This is a genomic window from Alginatibacterium sediminis (assembly GCF_003610775.1).
Classification (GTDB): Bacteria; Pseudomonadota; Gammaproteobacteria; order Enterobacterales; family Celerinatantimonadaceae; genus Alginatibacterium; species Alginatibacterium sediminis.
Map to the genome: position 1 here is coordinate 786,635 of NZ_RAQO01000004.1, position 15,672 is coordinate 802,306.

General features: G+C 41.9%; 16 protein-coding genes. 4 read left to right on the top strand and 12 right to left on the bottom strand.

Going from position 1 to position 15,672, the window contains the following annotated elements:
• Window positions 1–37: 37 nt before the first annotated feature.
• The 3 genes from proQ to DBZ36_RS06625 form a co-directional block, all read right to left on the bottom strand.
• Complete coding sequence (gene proQ / locus DBZ36_RS06615; RefSeq protein ID WP_120354119.1) at window positions 38–691, bottom strand: RNA chaperone ProQ; 654 nt, start codon at window positions 689–691, stop codon at window positions 38–40.
• A gap of 80 nt (window positions 692–771) precedes the next feature.
• A complete protein-coding gene (locus tag DBZ36_RS06620; protein WP_120354120.1) occupies window positions 772–1,236 on the bottom strand; it encodes a GAF domain-containing protein in 465 nt (154 codons plus the stop codon).
• Window positions 1,237–1,244: 8 nt separating this feature from the next.
• Window positions 1,245–1,499, bottom strand: a complete 255-nt coding sequence (locus DBZ36_RS06625; protein ID WP_120354121.1) for a YebG family protein — start codon at window positions 1,497–1,499, stop codon at window positions 1,245–1,247.
• A 138-nt stretch (window positions 1,500–1,637) separates the two neighbouring features.
• Between DBZ36_RS06625 and DBZ36_RS06630 the strand changes: the two genes are divergently transcribed.
• From DBZ36_RS06630 to rsmF, 4 genes are read left to right on the top strand one after another with little or no spacing between them, the layout of a single operon-like run.
• The gene (locus DBZ36_RS06630) at window positions 1,638–2,282 is read left to right on the top strand and encodes a paraquat-inducible protein A (RefSeq protein WP_120354122.1); all 645 of its coding nucleotides are present in this window, start codon (window positions 1,638–1,640) and stop codon (window positions 2,280–2,282) included.
• Window positions 2,269–2,868 carry a paraquat-inducible protein A gene (locus tag DBZ36_RS06635; RefSeq protein ID WP_120354123.1) on the top strand — a complete coding sequence of 200 codons (600 nt, stop codon included), beginning with the start codon at window positions 2,269–2,271 and terminating at the stop codon, window positions 2,866–2,868. The genes DBZ36_RS06630 and DBZ36_RS06635 overlap by 14 nt, the downstream gene beginning before the upstream one ends.
• Window positions 2,861–5,458: a PqiB family protein gene (locus DBZ36_RS06640; protein ID WP_120354124.1), complete on the top strand. Its 2,598-nt coding sequence runs from the start codon at window positions 2,861–2,863 to the stop codon at window positions 5,456–5,458. Before DBZ36_RS06635 ends, DBZ36_RS06640 begins: the two co-directional genes overlap by 8 nt.
• Window positions 5,459–5,486: 28 nt before the next feature.
• Window positions 5,487–6,923, top strand: coding sequence for a 16S rRNA (cytosine(1407)-C(5))-methyltransferase RsmF (gene rsmF, locus DBZ36_RS06645; RefSeq protein ID WP_233558099.1), 1,437 nt, complete (start codon window positions 5,487–5,489; stop codon window positions 6,921–6,923).
• A gap of 241 nt (window positions 6,924–7,164) precedes the next feature.
• On the opposite strand, the gene DBZ36_RS06650 is transcribed toward rsmF, so the two are convergent.
• The 9 genes from DBZ36_RS06650 to pabC all read right to left on the bottom strand — a co-directional run bounded on the left by DBZ36_RS06650 (window position 7,165) and on the right by pabC (window position 15,647).
• On the bottom strand, window positions 7,165–8,397 hold the full coding sequence (locus DBZ36_RS06650) for an NADH:flavin oxidoreductase/NADH oxidase family protein (RefSeq protein WP_120354125.1): 1,233 nt from the start codon (window positions 8,395–8,397) through the stop codon (window positions 7,165–7,167).
• A 342-nt stretch (window positions 8,398–8,739) separates the two neighbouring features.
• A complete protein-coding gene (locus DBZ36_RS06655) occupies window positions 8,740–9,144 on the bottom strand; it encodes a GFA family protein (protein WP_120354126.1) in 405 nt (134 codons plus the stop codon).
• A 128-nt stretch (window positions 9,145–9,272) separates the two neighbouring features.
• Window positions 9,273–9,902 carry a LysE family translocator gene (locus DBZ36_RS06660; RefSeq protein ID WP_120354127.1) on the bottom strand — a complete coding sequence of 210 codons (630 nt, stop codon included), beginning with the start codon at window positions 9,900–9,902 and terminating at the stop codon, window positions 9,273–9,275.
• 313 nt (window positions 9,903–10,215) lie between these two features.
• The gene (locus DBZ36_RS06665) at window positions 10,216–11,211 is read right to left on the bottom strand and encodes an NAD(P)-dependent alcohol dehydrogenase (RefSeq protein WP_120354128.1); all 996 of its coding nucleotides are present in this window, start codon (window positions 11,209–11,211) and stop codon (window positions 10,216–10,218) included.
• 325 nt (window positions 11,212–11,536) lie between these two features.
• A complete protein-coding gene (locus DBZ36_RS06670) occupies window positions 11,537–12,316 on the bottom strand; it encodes a TatD family hydrolase (RefSeq protein WP_120354129.1) in 780 nt (259 codons plus the stop codon).
• A complete protein-coding gene (locus DBZ36_RS06675; RefSeq protein ID WP_120354130.1) occupies window positions 12,310–13,236 on the bottom strand; it encodes a hypothetical protein in 927 nt (308 codons plus the stop codon). Before DBZ36_RS06675 ends, DBZ36_RS06670 begins: the two co-directional genes overlap by 7 nt.
• Window positions 13,236–13,868: a dTMP kinase gene (gene tmk / locus DBZ36_RS06680; RefSeq protein WP_120354131.1), complete on the bottom strand. Its 633-nt coding sequence runs from the start codon at window positions 13,866–13,868 to the stop codon at window positions 13,236–13,238. Before tmk ends, DBZ36_RS06675 begins: the two co-directional genes overlap by 1 nt.
• 1 nt (window position 13,869) lies before the next feature.
• Window positions 13,870–14,874 (bottom strand): endolytic transglycosylase MltG, encoded by a 1,005-nt coding sequence (gene mltG / locus DBZ36_RS06685; RefSeq protein ID WP_120354132.1) that lies wholly within the window; start codon window positions 14,872–14,874, stop codon window positions 13,870–13,872.
• Window positions 14,871–15,647 (bottom strand): aminodeoxychorismate lyase, encoded by a 777-nt coding sequence (pabC, locus tag DBZ36_RS06690; protein WP_120354133.1) that lies wholly within the window; start codon window positions 15,645–15,647, stop codon window positions 14,871–14,873. The genes mltG and pabC overlap by 4 nt, the downstream gene beginning before the upstream one ends.
• Window positions 15,648–15,672: the final 25 nt, after the last annotated feature.

The following is a 15,672-nucleotide window of genomic DNA, read 5'->3' on the forward strand; positions in this document are numbered from 1 at the left end:
GATGGGCTTGCCCAATTTCCATGTAAAAACGAACTGGCTACTCTACAATGTGCTCTGGTTTAACCTTAACTTGCATACCAGATTGCAATTGTACAGAAACACCATCTTTCGTAACTTCTTGAATCGTAGCAGACATTGGAGTTTTGCCGACTAAAACTTTTATCTCTTTACCCGTTTTAAGTGAATCTACCGCAACTTGTTTAAGTACCGCTGCTGGTTTTTGCACTGGGTTTGGTTTGCGATTATTACTGCGCTTTGGCGGATTCGCACGGGTTTTACGTGCGGTAGCAGGCTTAGAAGTTTCGTTATTAGCATCTTGCTTAGCTTTAGCCTCAGCTTGTGCTTTTTTACGTTGTTCAAACGCCCGCTCTTTACTTTCTTTAAGCGTTTGCTGCGCATGATCCATATGTTCTTGCTCAATCGCTAGACCTTGCTCACCGTCTAAATCTACACGGTGTGAACCTACTTTGACGCTATGTAGATAACGCCAACTCGATGTGTATTGACGTAAAGCAGAGCGAAGTAAAGTCTTAGTGACCTTTTCATCTTCTTTTAAACGCTCAGCGAGTTCATGAAAGATCCCTACTTTAAGCGGCTTGGCATCACCTTCAATTGAAAAACATGCAGGGAACTGCTCAGCGAGATATGCAATGACTTCTTTACTATTCTTTAACTTGTTTGTGGGTTCCATGAACAACCTTATTGACCTCTAGTCGCCGTTAACAGCGGCGTTATAGTCCGGTATTATAGTGACGAGAGACTGAAATGCCATTAAAAATCAAATTTCACTAAGCTTTTTTCTAGAATATTGACTAGATCTTGCAAGCCTTGTTGATCTTCTTGGGTAAATCGAGACAAAAGTGGGCTATCAATATCGAGTACCGCAACTACTTTATCAGCATGATAAATCGGGACTACAATTTCTGAACGGCTCGCTGCATCGCAAGCAATATGTCCCGGAAATTGATCAACATCCGCAATTCGTAAAATTTGTTGTTGGCTGTACGCTCCACCACATACGCCTTTACCCGGTGCAATGTTAGTACAAGCCACATTACCTTGAAACGGACCTAGAATCAGTTGGTCTCGTTGACTGTCATATAGATAGAATCCCAGCCAATTAATGTCTTGGAACTCATTCCACAGCATGGCACTAAAATTCGCTAAATTGGAGAGATAGTGATTTTCGGGATCAAGCAATCCTTCGCACTGACGTGCTATCAGGGAATAATTCACAGTTGTCCTTAAGATTCGTCTGCTATTGGGCTAAACTCCGCCCCTTTATATAGATTCAAAATTTGTTCTTTATGACTAGCCAAATAAAAACCGAGTGTTTCGAGTTGGTTTTCATTAAGCTTAGGCTCAGCATGTTTGAGTGCTTTGCTTAGTTGCTCTGCAACATCTAACATTTTGTCGTAGGCGTCCGCCTCTTTACGCGAAGTAAATGTCATTTTTTCTTCACCTTGACGTTCAACCACATATTTAACAATAACCGCCACATTGTTCTCCTACACGCGCTAGTTTAGTACTGTATGTAATGACAGTACTATAACGAGATAAAGATTAAACTACCAGTCAAAGATTGCATTGTTTAAACTTAAGCCTATAAAAGAGTAAGGAAATGGTTCTCATTGTCTATGCCACAAGCAACCGTTAGTCAGTCAGTAGTGCCCAGTCGTGCAATTCAACTTGTGTGTCCGTGTTGCGATTTGTTAATGCAGGTTGGATCAAATCATGACCACAGTAAGCATGAACTTATCTGCCCGCGCTGCAAGCATCAAGTACAAGCCGCTGGCAATATGGGGTTTACTAAACAAGCATGCATCGCCTTTAGTGCCTTACTAATGCTGATATACGCAAATACTAACCCTTTGCTTACCTTTGACTTTGCAGGCGCATATAACACTGCAAGTATCCTTCGAGGTACCCTGCTATTACTCGAGCAAGGTTTTTATTTTGTTGGTGGTAGCGTTATTCTTACAAGTTTTGTCGCGCCTTTTTGCTTCCTTACGCTAATTATTATCAACTCACTATGTTTACTGACTAAACGTCGTCCGTTCTGGCTAGCCACCAGCATACATTTTCAACAGCATTTAGCGCTATGGAGCATGCTAGAAGTTTATTTACTTGGGTTCATCATTTCACTGGTTAAGTTATTAGATCTTGCTCAAGTTAATGTGGGCGTAGGAATATGGTGCTTTGCTGCTAGTTTCTTATTAAGCAGTTATCTAGTGCATAAAATCAGTGGTGAATTGTATTGGAGTACCTATGCAAAGCGCTAGATCACAGGGTTTGGCTCAGTGTCAGCATTGCCATTGGGTACAAGCAATATCGAAAACAAATTGCGAGCGTTGTCACTTAACAATTGAAGTACGTATCAAACACAGTGAGCAACGCTGTTGGGCATTTCTATTAACCGCATTTGTGTTTATGTTTCCAGCAAATTTACTACCCATCACTATTTTGAGTTCTATTGGTGCCCCACAACCAGAAACCATTATCTCCGGCGTATTTAGCCTTATCGATAGTGACATGGAAATTATTGCAGTTATTGTCTTCGTCGCAAGTATCGTGGTGCCGGCAATTAAGATAATAGGTTTAGCTCTTATCCTAATTTCGTTACAATTGCGTCTTCATCTAAATAATTCACAGCGGATCTTCATTTATCGCTTTGTGGATGTGATTGGCAAATGGTCAATGATTGATCTATTTGTTCTTTCGATCATGGTTGCAGTATTTCAGTATAATGACCTCGTTGGTGTTGTTGCTGGTTTTGGTGCAACCGCATTCACAGCTGTTGTACTTTTGACCATAGCTGCGGCCAAAAGTTTTGATACAAGATTGATTTGGGATAAATGCCTTGACTGAGTTGGCTCAAGCACAAACTAAAAAACCGCCAGTAGTTTCACCCATTTGGCTGTTGCCTATTATTGCGCTTGGAATAGGGATTTGGCTCGTCTACCGTTCGTGGGCTAGCGCAGGCGTACTAATAGAGATTCAGTTCGAAAATGCCAACGGTATTAAAGCCGGTCAAACCCTCATTTATTATCAAGGTTTAGATGTCGGCACAGTTCGAAAAATATCATTAAATCAAGTCAGCAATGGCGTTATCGTCGAAGCAGAAATTAAACGAAGCGCTGAAAAACTACTGCGAAGTGATTCACAATTTTGGTTAGTTGCTCCTAAGGCATCAATCACCGAAATTAGTGGCTTAGATGCTCTAGTGGGCGGAAACTACATTGCTTTGGCCGCTGGCGAAGGCGAAGCTCAATACGAGTTTATTGGTTCACTAACCCCACCTGCACTGCTCAATGGCAGTGGACTTAACATTGAACTTAGTGCGGACAACCTTGGATCGCTAAATGTTGGTTCAGCGATTTACTACAAACAAATACAAGTTGGGGAAATCCAGCGCTTTGAGCTTAGCCAAGACGATCAAAGCGTTAAATTCAGCGCTTCAATTGATGCCGAATATCAAAATTTGGTCCGAATGGACAGCCGATTTTGGAATGTAAGCGGCATAGATATTGATATCAGCACTAGCGGAATCAAAGTTGAAACCGGCAGTTTAGCCAGTATTATTGCCGGCGGTGTTAGTTTTGATAGCCCCAGTTACTCTGAACCGGCGGACAATAAACATCTGTTTAAACTTTATGATAATTACCAATTGGCTAATCGCGGTAACACCATCCGTGTGTATGTAGATGAGGTCAAAGGTTTTAAAGAGAACAGTAGTCAGATTTCGTTTCAAGGCTTACCTATTGCATATTTGGAAGCAGTGGTACTTTTAGAAGACCAAAGCTTTGAAGCAATTTTCAAAATTATTGAAGGCTACCAACAATTATTTACCACAAATTCCCAGTTGCTTAGTATTGACCCCAAACTCAGCTTAGACGGCATCGAAAATCCTCAAGCGTTTATTGGTAGTCGAAATTTTGAACTTATTTATGCTCAAGGTGAAAATAATGGCTTGTTTGACCTTAGGCAAAGTGCGAAACCAAGCGAAACTAGCTTCACTATCGAACTAAATGCAGAAGAGGCACGCGGTTTGGCGATTGGCTCTGCAATTGATTACCGCGGTGTTAAAATTGGTCACTTAAGTAGTATAGACCTCAACAATGGCGAGCTATTTATTAGTGCCGACATCCTTGATAGCTATCGGCCATTGATTAACCAACATTCGCGTTTTTACAAGCACTCGCTACTGCATATTAACGCTGGCCTTGAGGGAATAACCGTGCAAACCGGTGAGATAAAGTCCGCGTTGTCAGGCGGTTTGGGTCTTATTACTCGTGCAGATGCTAAACCCATAGTTGGTTTTGAAGACAAGTTCCCGATATTTGTCAATGAAGAAGCTGCCCGCCTAGCACAGCATTCTGAAGGCGCTAAATCGATTCGGCTTAAAGCTAAACATTTAGGTTCCGTTGCTAAAGGCAGCCCGCTGTTGTTTCAAGAATTACAAGTTGGTCAAATTGTTGATTTTAGTATGCTTAGCAAAGGTGAGTTCCTAGTTGAGCTTGAGATTTGGGGACCCTTTAGTCATCTTTTAGACAGTCACACACGCTTTTGGGAAAGCTCGGGATTTCAAGTGGAAGCCTCTCTAGCAGGTGTTAATATCGATGCTGCTTCAATAGAATCCTTATTGCGTGGTGGTATCAGTTTTGACCACTTTAACCAATTGGATCAATCCTATAACAGAGTGCTCTACCCAGATCGAGAAAGTGCTATTTCACGCGTTACTAAGATTAATATTGACGCCAAAAAAGGCTACGGCTTACGCGCTGGTATGGATATCCGACATAATGACCAAACAATCGGTGAGGTCGAAAGTGTCAACTTTAGTGACGATCTTAAACTGTTAAATCTAGAAGCAAAGATTAATCATCCCTTCGAGAAACACTTCGCAAAAGCAGGAGCAAAGTTCTGGCTAAGCACCAGTGAAATTAGTCTAAGTGGTAGCAAAAACATTGGAAACCTAATCACCGGCGATTATATTTCAGCCAGTCCTGGTAAAGGCAAGCTTCAAAAGCAATTCTCACTTCATGAGGATCAACCTTTGTATGCCGGAAAAACCTTACCCCTGCGCTTAAAAAGCCAAAGTATGGGCTCTTTAAGTAAAGGTAATCCTGTTTACTATCGTCAGTTGCAAGTGGGTACCATCGTCGCTACCGGTTTAGCTAATACTGGGGAATCGGTTTATATCGATATTGAAATCGAAAAGCGTTATGCACATTTAGTTCAACGTAACTCTAAATTTTGGCATGCTTCCGGGTTTGAATTTAATCTCGGTTTTGGTGGTGCCAGGCTCAAAATGGAGTCGATTGAAAGCTTGGTCAGTGGTGGGATTGTATTTGCAACTCCCCCGGCCTCAACAACTCCTGCTCGTCGTTATCAAGTTTTTGATTTACATGCTAAAGCTAATGATGAATGGCTACAATGGTATGGCGACGCCAACTAGGCTTTTTTTGGATTTCTAAGGAATACTTTTGCAAAGCAAAATCCCCTTGCAACTGCTGCAAATGTTAAATATGCCGCTTGATGCACAAGTAACTCAAGAGTTTATAGCGATCAGTGAATTGCCCCTTCGTTTAAGCGTGAGAGTAAATCCGCTAAAAATGAGTATCGCTGACTTTCAGGCTTTAGCTCTTAGTCAAGGCTGGTCTCTACAAGCTATCCCTTGGTGCGAGACTGGTTTTTGGTTGCGATTAAACGACCAAGATCAGGGGAAGCTTGGCAATCTGTTAGAACACATATTAGGTTGTTTTTACATTCAAGAAGCCAGTTCAATGCTTCCAGTAGAGGCCCTGTTTCACCAGCTAAACAGCATAGACATTAATACTTGTATCTTAGACGCCGCTGCTGCACCTGGTTCTAAAAGCACGCAGTTGGCTGCTCGTATGAACAATCAAGGTTTACTAGTGGCTAACGAATATAGTGCCTCGCGCTTGAAAGGTTTATATGCCAATGTCTTGCGTTGCGGTATTAGTAACACCGCACTAAGTCATCACAATGCTGACGTCTTCGGTTCGTGGTTACCAGATAGTTTCGACGCCGTGCTATTAGATGCCCCTTGCTCCGGAGAAGGTACGTATAGAAAAGATCGTAAGGCCTTTAATAATTGGAGTTTAGAGTCCGTTAACAGTATTGCCCAGTTGCAAGAAAGCCTTATCAATAGTGCCTACCAAGCCTTGAAACCTGGTGGCGTATTAGTCTACTCAACCTGCACCTTAAATCCAATTGAAAATCAGCAGGTCGTCCAATCCTTACTTAACGATTATCCACACCAACTCGAAGCGATTGAATTGACGGAGCTTTTCGAAGGAGCACACCAATGTAGAAGCGACAATGGCAGCTTATTGGTAATGCCGCAAGTTTTTGACAGCGAAGGCTTCTACATCGCTGCGCTGCGTAAATCCCCTAACGCCCCTTTACAAACACCAAAGCAACGAAAAGCTCGTGACAGTGGTTTCAAACCGGTTAGTTCAAAACAAGCAGAAACGATACGTAACTATTTTGAGAACCAATTCGGATATCATTTTAATGCTTCTCCGAATTTGTATAACCGAGACAATGAGTTTTGGTTATTCGCTAAACCAATGCAAACACTAGAAACTAAGTTACGCTTCTCTCGCCTAGGCTTAAAATTAGCTGACCAACATAAAAAAGTGGTGCGGGCGACTCATGAAGTGGCTATGGCATTAGGAAATGACTTTAAACACAACTGTATTGAATTAAGCCGCAGCCAATGCATCGAATACTTACAGGGCAAAGATCTACATGGAGTTGATGGGTTAGAAGAATTGAGTAGCGGTGACATTTTGATACGCTATCAAGGGCTTAGTGTTGGTCTTGCCAAAAACTTGCAAACGCGGCTTAAAAACGCCCTACCTAGGGATTTAGTCAAAGATGCTAAAATCTATTAAGACACGATAAGCACAAGCAGCAAAAATTGCGTAATCACAATTCCAAACTATACTTAACTGTAATAACGCAGCGTTGGTTGGCCTCTATAGCCTGCGTTTGTTAGCGCAAGGCTCAGCAATGAGCATTCCCCTGGGCTTCACTTATGGACTAGAGTGAAGCCTTTTTTTGTGCCTTCTTTAAACTATACTTGCTTCATTAAAATAGCGCTGAATAAATTCACGTGGCTCTATTAGTTCACGACTACGCTCTTCTTTGTCTAAACGCTGCCATCCCCGATGCAAACAGTGTGTCAAAAACAGTTTTCCAAGCAGTGAGTTTTAAATTAGGTGCTTTGCCCTTAGCAATACGATGAATCTGAGTTTCATACCACGTTAGACCCAGCATAACCATACGATCAATCTTAGGCTTTCCCGTTGTTGGCTCGGTTAGTTTTAATCGATAATTGGGGTCATTAAGTACTTTGTTGGCCATGTCTGTAACGACTGCTAAGGGCCGAGCTAGTCCAACCATATCTGTTGCGCCACTGCTAATAGCGTCTCGCATTGCTGCGCTACTACGAAAGCCTCCGGTAACCACCAATGGTGTGTTCACACGCTCGCGCAGGCTTTGCGCATAACTTAGAAAATACGCCTCTCGTTTAGCGGTTCTGTCTGCAACTTTATGCCCCATCATCGAAGGACTCTCATAAGTGCCGCCCGACACTTCGATTAAATCAATACCTAGATGCTCCAGCTCTTTAACCACCAAAGACGATTCATCTTCACTAAAACCATCCTTCATAAAGTCTGCTGAATTAAGCTTGATGCCAATCGGGTAATCGTCACCAACCACAATTCGGATTTGAGTATAAATTTCTCGCAGAAAGTTCATTCGACGATCACTGTTACCTCCCCAAAAGTCTTCACGCTGATTATGACGAGGCGACAAAAATTGGCTGACTAAATACCCATGTGCACCGTGGATCTGAACGCCATCAAAGCCGCACTGTTTGGCAAGTAAAGCTGCATTAGCAAACCGTCGTACAATGGCATGAATCTCGCCATCTTCAAGTGCACGTGGTCGATTGAATCCTTTAGCAAGCCCTGCGCCCAATGATATTGCCGAAGGTGCAACTGGCGTTTTTGCCAAAAAGCTTGGTATTTGTTTACCGGGATGATTAAGCTGTGCCCAAATCGCGCCGCCACCGGCCTTACCAGCACTACTCCATTGTTTAAAAGCGGCTAAATCACTTTTCTCATCAAGAACAACGTTTGCCGGCTCACCAAGCGCCGTTCGATCAATCATAATATTTCCAGTAACCGAAATACCTAATCCTCCTTCCCCCCATGTGCGATAAAGTGTTTCAAGGCTTGGTTTTGGATTGTGATTTTTATCACCTAATTGTTCGCTCATGGCTGACTTCATAAGTCGGTTGCGAATAAGGGCTCCGCAAGGTAAGCGCAGTGACTGCTCAATTTCAGAATGAGTTTTCATGGGTGAACCTTTTTGGTATGGAAGGCGATTATCGTTATTGCTAAGGCAAAGAACAAGCGTGCAATATTTTTGGATGGCAGTAGGCATCTTAATGGTAACCAGTAGCGCCGGTTCTGTAGTTTGCGAAATTGGCACCAAGAGCTCGTGCAATTTACTTCGACTATTTTGCGTATGTGTAGTATTCGGATAGCTCACTATTTTTAAGATTTTCATCAAAGAACACAAGGCTAGCCGAATTATTCTACAATACGAGGTCTGGATGCGTTAAAAGCCAAAGTTCTCTTGGTCGCCACAACAATCTTTAATTAGTGGTGTTATAGCAACGACGTTTGCTCGGCAATTTTACTTTTCAGGTCCCTTTTCAAACTGCTTATGTTCATCGTTTATGTCAAACCATGGTGCTTTTGACGCGACAAAAATGTGAAAATTAGGCTGATGCGAAGGCGTACTGTCTAAAATTCCTAGTCGGATATTATGTTTGCCACCTGCAAGTTTTCTAGAAAACAAGCTTGAGCCACAGCATTTGCAAAACGCTAGTTCTGTTTCAGGGCTTTTGGCATAGATAGACACATACTGCTCTCCTGACTTAAATCTAAATTTGTCACTACTTAAACCACCCACTGACGAGTAATCGGAACCGGTAAATTTTCGGCATTGCGAGCAATGACAGTTTCCCATGTAGTCGAAGTCATCTGGAACTTCAATCTCAATTTTTCCACACAAACAAGATCCAGTTAACATGTTCATATTGGTTCCAAATGCTAGTGATTTATTAATGCTGTAATCACGATTAGAGTAAGCCGAAAGCCTAAGAACGAAGAATTAAACAAAGCGATGTCATAACTCACCGCTCTACGTTAGCTATAGGCTTACCTTTAATTTGAACGGGTAACAATCACTTTTAAGCCCAATGCAATCATTGCTCCGCCTAAGACACGATCAATCATATAGCCCATTTTTTTAAACTTATTGTTTATCTTCGGATAGGACAACAGCGAAACAACTAACGAAAACCACGCAAATTGAATGAGCATCATCCATAGTCCGTAAAGTGCGATATGGTGCATCGGTATATCGGGAGACAGAACCAGGGTAAATAGTGATACAAAGTATATAGGAGCTTTAGGATTGAGCGCATTACATAAAAAACCGACACCAATACTCTTCTTGGCAGAATACTTTATAGCACTTTTAGTTTGAGAATCTTGGTCTAACGACGGTTTGGAACGAAGTCCTTTTACACCTAAATAGATAAGATAAGCGCCGCCTAACAATTTAATTGCCCAAAGCGTATTAGAGGAGTTCGCAATAATAGTCGCTAGGCCTAAGGCTGAATAGATAATATGTATAGAAAGACCAAGAGCAATTCCAATGCTACACATTAAACCTGACTTTTTGCCATTAGATATTGTTTGTTGTGATACCAGAACGAAATCAGGCCCCGGTGAAGCAGCTGCCAATATATGGATAGATGTAATTAGCAACAATCCTTGTAAAAATTCCATTTAAACTCCAGGTTTGTTTTTCATCAGCATTCCGCGCTGAATCAATAGCATATACGAATGGAACCAGAATGCTAGGCTTCAGCATTCCGATTACCTAGTTATTCTTCCAATAACATTTTGTATATAGGCGATAGAAACACTGAACTCTAAAAGCTACATAGGCCTAAGAACCTAGGTTAAACTCAGTGTTCTAAGCCTACACAGTTTCAAGAATTTGATTAAGGAAAGATAGCTCTGGGTTTATGTTTATAAACTAGAGATGCTATCTATAATTTATATCATTCGGGATTTGTATATACATCAACACTACTAATTAATTAATACCTGCCTGTTGCTTATCCAAGCTTAATACAACTATCCCTAGACGCTGTTCACTTTCAACGCGTTGATGGGCTTCAACAATTTGTTCCATGCCATAGATGTTGTCTAGCGCTGGCATTATCGTTCCAGCTTCAATCATGTCCTTAAGTTCCACTAGCTCTTGCTCACGTTCACCAGCGAAAGCAAATATGACCAATTTATCGCCAAACCAGGAGCTAAACACTGACCTGAACATGTCGCTTATCCTTGGATTTCCTAACAAATAGCGACCACAGGGCTTAAGCACGCCAATACAACTTGTATAAGAGCTTTGGGCAACCATATCCAAAATGACGTCATAGCGTTCTTTATCCTTAGTAAAGTCCTTGTCATTGTAATCGATGAAATGATCGGCACCGATGTTGCGAAGCATTGCTTCTTTAATACAACTATCAACGGCTGTCACATCAGCACCCATTGATTTGGCAATCTGCACCGCGAAGGTCCCAATACTGCCACCGGCTCCATTAATTAGCACCGTATCGCCAGTTTTAATCTTAGCTTTCCGCATAAAATGAAGAGCATTTAAACCACCTAAGGGAACAGCGGCAGATTGAATAAAATCAATATTGTGAGGTTTTTTTACAATTGTATAATCCGATGGCAAACAGATATATTCGCCATAGGCACCCATTTTCAATTGGGTAGACCCGAAAACTTGATCGCCTACTTTAAATCGAGTGACTTTGTCACCCATAGACTCAATTTCACCAGCAAAATAGCCGCCTAAAACTTGTCGCTTAGGCTTGAATAAACCTAGTCCTAATCTAAGTGGCACCCAAAACCACTTCACTGGGAATTTAAAACTACGCAACTCGCAATCAGCCTTAGTAACTTCAGCCGCAAATACTTTGATACAAACTTCGTCCGCTTTTGGCTGTGGTTTTTCTATGTTTTTAAGCTTCAACTCTGATGCAGAACCATAGTTGGTATATACAACCGCTCTCATGGGTATCCTCTCAAACAAACTTACTCATTATTCTATTTGTTTATCTTCTACTATCACTTATCCCAGCCTCAAAAAAAGTGTCATGAGCTTAGTGAGTAACTGGGATTTTCCCTGAACTAAGAAATTCTATAAACCGATAATGACGAGCAGCTAATCAATAGTCAGGTACTAGCAGCAAATTAAAACAATTAAGTTCATATCTGCTGATTAGCAAAGCTACTATTCGTCGGCTAAAACATGATTTGACACTTTTTTAATATTAGCAGACTAATGCCAATTACTTGGGCATTTAGAGCAATATCTTAGACCTGCTAACAAACAAAGCTTAGCGTTGCGCAAACTTGAACAGCTCGAAAAAGTTATCACTTGTTTGCTGACAAAGCTGGGTGTAACTCAGCCCTTTTAAACGCGCCATAAAGTCAGCAACATCCGCTGTATAAGCTGGCTGGTTCTCCTGTCCACGGTGCGGGATCGGAGCCAAATAAGGGGAATCAGTTTCTACTAAAATTCGTTCTACTGGAATGTGGGTAAACACTTCTTGCAATGCTTTAGCATTTTTGAAGGTAACAATGCCTGAAGCTGAAATATAAAAACCCATCTCCATAGCTTGCTCGGCTAATTCAAGATCACCAGTGAAACAATGTAGCACCCCACCAACGCGTTCAGCTCCTGCGTGTTTGAGTAAACGCAAGGTGTCTTCTTTAGCATCACGAGTATGAATAATCAGCGGTTTTTTTGTCGCAACGGCAACGTCGATATGCTGCTCAAACATTGCAAGTTGCTGGTCTTTGTTATCCGGGCTATAGAAGTAATCTAGACCAGTCTCACCAACAGCAACAACTTTAGGATTGCTGCAAAAGTGGTACAAGCTATCAAGGTCAGCCTCTGAATCTTTTAGATACAAAGGATGAACACCACAACTTGCAAAAATTTCTTTAAATGGCGCAATCAACTCAAGCATCGACTCAAAGCTTTCTAGATTTATACATACACTTAAAAAGTGTTCCACTTTGCGAAGCTTAGCTTTGTTTACAACGTCGGCTAAGTCAATATGAATGTCGTTGTAACTTAAACGGTCTAAATGGCAATGAGAGTCGACTAACACGTTAATTCCTGCATGTCTTGTAATAGGTTTAGAACTTGAATTTCGGTATTAAGACCTAGGCTAATTCGAAACTCACGTTTGAACTCAATAAGCCGTTGGTAGCGACGCATCAATATCTGTGATTTGTCTTGAGCTGCCTTATTATTGTTACCAAGGGTCGATTTAAGTGAGGATTGTTCATGCAAAATAAGCGCATCAATAGCCCAAGGCATAGACTTATCATTGAGCATTTTGATAATGTCATTAGTTGCGTTGGCTTGCCAAAACTCAATAAGCGATTGTAATTGTTTTTGTTGCCCACTACGCACGAACTCTAAAAGCTCGTACGGAGCGCCTCTACACAAACGATAGCAAAGATCAAAACCAGGCAATTGACTTGACCGCCCTTGCTTGTTGTCGCTCAGCCATTGCATACACTGCTGCTGGTTTGGCCCTTCAACAACCCAAAACTGAAAGCGACTTTGTATGGTTGCGATAAGCTGTTGAGTACGAGGATCATAGGCCAAAAAGTAACTATTGGTGTTAGGCTCTTCAATTGATTTTAGTAGTGCATTTGCAACCGCAATACTAAAGGTACTCAGGTCACCAAGGTAAACAACTTTGGCAACTGAAATACTTGGTTTGCTCGATAACCATTGTTGTAAGTCTCTAACATCATCAATACTCGCCGCCTTATCACTCTGCCCTAGCCTACGAAATTCAGGATGGCTACCCGCAATATATAGCTCACAGCTATGGCAGTGACCACAAGGCAAACCGTTTTTAGACGACAAACACAACAATGATTGTGCTAGTGATAGCAGTAGCTTTTGTTTACCCAAGCCCTTATCACCACGCAATGCCAACGCATTCGGCATTCGCCCTTGCTTAATGTTGCTATGTGCGATGCTTTGCAAATTTTCAAGCCAAGGTTCTATCATCAGTTTTGGTCGATAAAAGTTTGAACTTCAGTAATGATTTGCTCCTGAACCGCGCGCATGTCTAAACTTGCATCAACTTTAACAACTTTAGGGTTGCTAGCCACTGCGTCTAAGTAGACGACACGAGCACGTTCAAAAAAATCGAGTTGTTGCTGTTCAATGCGATCCAAACTACCGCGACTTCGGGCTCGGCTTAAGCCTAAACTGGGATCAATATCTAGATAAACAGTTAAGTCTGGCTCAAAGTTTCCAATAGCGAACTGGCGAATAGTATCGAGTTCTTGTAATGCGATTCCACGACCTCCACCTTGATAGGCCCTAGAACTTAGATCATGCCTATCACCAATAACCCAATCACCTTGTTTTAGACTAGGTCGAATAACTTGTTCTACGAGTTGGCAGCGTGCAGCGTACATCATTAAGACTTCACTCGCAGTGCTTGGCATTTCACCTTCAAAACCATGCTTGATCATGTCTCGCAGTTGTTCGGCCATAGCAGTTCCACCAGGCTCGCGGGTGTTTACAAATCCAATACCGTTACGGCGTAGGCATTCGCCAATGCTTTCAATTGCACTGCTTTTACCCGCTCCTTCCAGACCTTCAATTACTATAAACTTACCAGCTAATGTCATATTACTTCTTCAATATATATTTACGAACCGCACGATTATGTTCGGCAAGATTCTTAGAAAAATAGTGCTCACCAGCTCCCTTTGCAACAAAATAGTAGAACTTGCTTTCGTCAGGGTTAAGCGCCGCTTCGATTGCTTCACTGCTCGCCATTGCGATGGGTGTTGGTGGTAGGCCAGAAATCACGTAGGTATTATAGGGTGTTGCTTCACGCAGGTCTTTTTTGCGGATCCGACCATCATAACGATCACCCATGCCATATATAACTGTAGGGTCTGTTTGCAAGCGCATGTTGGCATGCATTCGATTGATAAATACTGAAGCAATTAAGGGACGTTCAGCTGCTTGACCACTTTCTTTCTCAATAATCGAGGCTAGTATCAAAGCATCGTAAGCGTTCTTAAGCGGTGTATCTGGACGTTCGCTATTGTCCCACTCCTGCGCTAGCTTTTGCTTTAAAGCAATATGTGCTCTTTGCACAATATCGAAGGCGTTAGTACCCGATGTAAAAAAATAGGTTTCTGGTAACAATAGTCCTTCCATAGAAGCATGCTCAACAGACAATTGCTCTATAATCTGGCTTTCATTGAATTCACTAGCGAGTAGACCTTCGCTTTGGTTAAGCTGTTGCCAAACGTTTTTGAAGGTTTCACCAGCAATAATGGTAACGCGATACTGATACTCAGCGGCGGTTTGCAAAGTTTCTGATATATCCGCAAAGCTCATCCCATCATTTAGTTCAAAATGACCTTTGCGCACACTGGCAGTGCTCGGATCAAGCTTAAACCATAGTCGTAAACGAAATCGATCAATTTCATCAAGTATAAACATGTCATTAAGCACGCGATTCAAGTTTGAACCACTTTGAACATTGTAAACCTGCGACTCAAAAGATTGGCTCTTGTGCCAGAGGTCGTTACTACTTTGAACAAACAAATAGCCACCCGCTACCAACGCAATAGATGCAACAACAAATAGCGAGACTAAAATTTTAATTAAACGAATCATTGGGTTTGTAACCACCGACAAAATCTAAATTGAGAATAAAAATGTGACCCAAGTTGGGCTACAGGCACGATACCAAATACACTATTCGTAAACCAAAGCTCATCCGCATCTTGAACTTCGTCTTGGCTAAACTCTCCGACAATTGTTTCAACTCCCGCTTGCGCTAATACTTTCAAGAGCCAAGCCCGTTTAACACCGTGTATTCCTGCCCACTTAAGACCTGGTGTATAAACTTTTTGGTTTTTCATCCAAAAAATATTTGCACTAACGCCTTCAACCACATTACCAAAAACGTCCTGACAAATAAGTTCATCTACACGCTTGGCTTCGGCCTGTTGCTTTAGTTGTACCTGCTCTATTCGGTTAAGTGTTTTAAGGTTGCTGCAACTCCCTCCACTAGCAAGCGCTACGGTAGCAAAATCAGCAACAACTCCTTTATCGCGCCAAAGGGGTTGGTGCGCTGGTACGCCATGACTAGAAATGACCCAATGCGCTCCAGCACAGTGAGTTGGGCTATAGCCCCGGCCACCACTCCCGCGACTAATCACTACTTTTAACACACTATGAACTAAGTTTTGGGCTTCAAATAAAATTTCATTCCACAGTTTAGGGGACAATGGCGGAAAACCTAACTGAGTTTGGCAATCAAGCAAGCGCTGTTGGTGAAGTTCTAAGTGTTCGATGCGACCCTGCTTAACTAACATTGTTGTGAAGAAACCGTCACCATAATTGAAAGCTCTATCGCTTGAATCAATCTGAGCCGGCTTATACATGGTTTAACATCCTTGAATAACACTG

What these genes read in the sequence shown, in the direction of transcription:
- DBZ36_RS06635 (WP_120354123.1), top strand. Translation starts at nt 2,269, where the DNA reads ATGCAAAGCGCTAGATCACAGGGTTTGGCTCAGTGTCAGCATTGCCAT.
- DBZ36_RS06655 (WP_120354126.1), bottom strand. Translation starts at nt 9,144, where the DNA reads ATGAACATGTTAACTGGATCTTGTTTGTGTGGAAAAATTGAGATTGAA.
- pabC (WP_120354133.1), bottom strand. Translation starts at nt 15,647, where the DNA reads ATGTATAAGCCGGCTCAGATTGATTCAAGCGATAGAGCTTTCAATTAT.
- proQ (WP_120354119.1), bottom strand. Translation starts at nt 691, where the DNA reads ATGGAACCCACAAACAAGTTAAAGAATAGTAAAGAAGTCATTGCATAT.
- DBZ36_RS06665 (WP_120354128.1), bottom strand. Translation starts at nt 11,211, where the DNA reads ATGAGAGCGGTTGTATATACCAACTATGGTTCTGCATCAGAGTTGAAG.
- DBZ36_RS06660 (WP_120354127.1), bottom strand. Translation starts at nt 9,902, where the DNA reads ATGGAATTTTTACAAGGATTGTTGCTAATTACATCTATCCATATATTG.
- DBZ36_RS06675 (WP_120354130.1), bottom strand. Translation starts at nt 13,236, where the DNA reads ATGATAGAACCTTGGCTTGAAAATTTGCAAAGCATCGCACATAGCAAC.
- tmk (WP_120354131.1), bottom strand. Translation starts at nt 13,868, where the DNA reads ATGACATTAGCTGGTAAGTTTATAGTAATTGAAGGTCTGGAAGGAGCG.
- DBZ36_RS06630 (WP_120354122.1), top strand. Translation starts at nt 1,638, where the DNA reads ATGCCACAAGCAACCGTTAGTCAGTCAGTAGTGCCCAGTCGTGCAATT.
- DBZ36_RS06650 (WP_120354125.1), bottom strand. Translation starts at nt 8,397, where the DNA reads ATGAAAACTCATTCTGAAATTGAGCAGTCACTGCGCTTACCTTGCGGA.
- mltG (WP_120354132.1), bottom strand. Translation starts at nt 14,874, where the DNA reads ATGATTCGTTTAATTAAAATTTTAGTCTCGCTATTTGTTGTTGCATCT.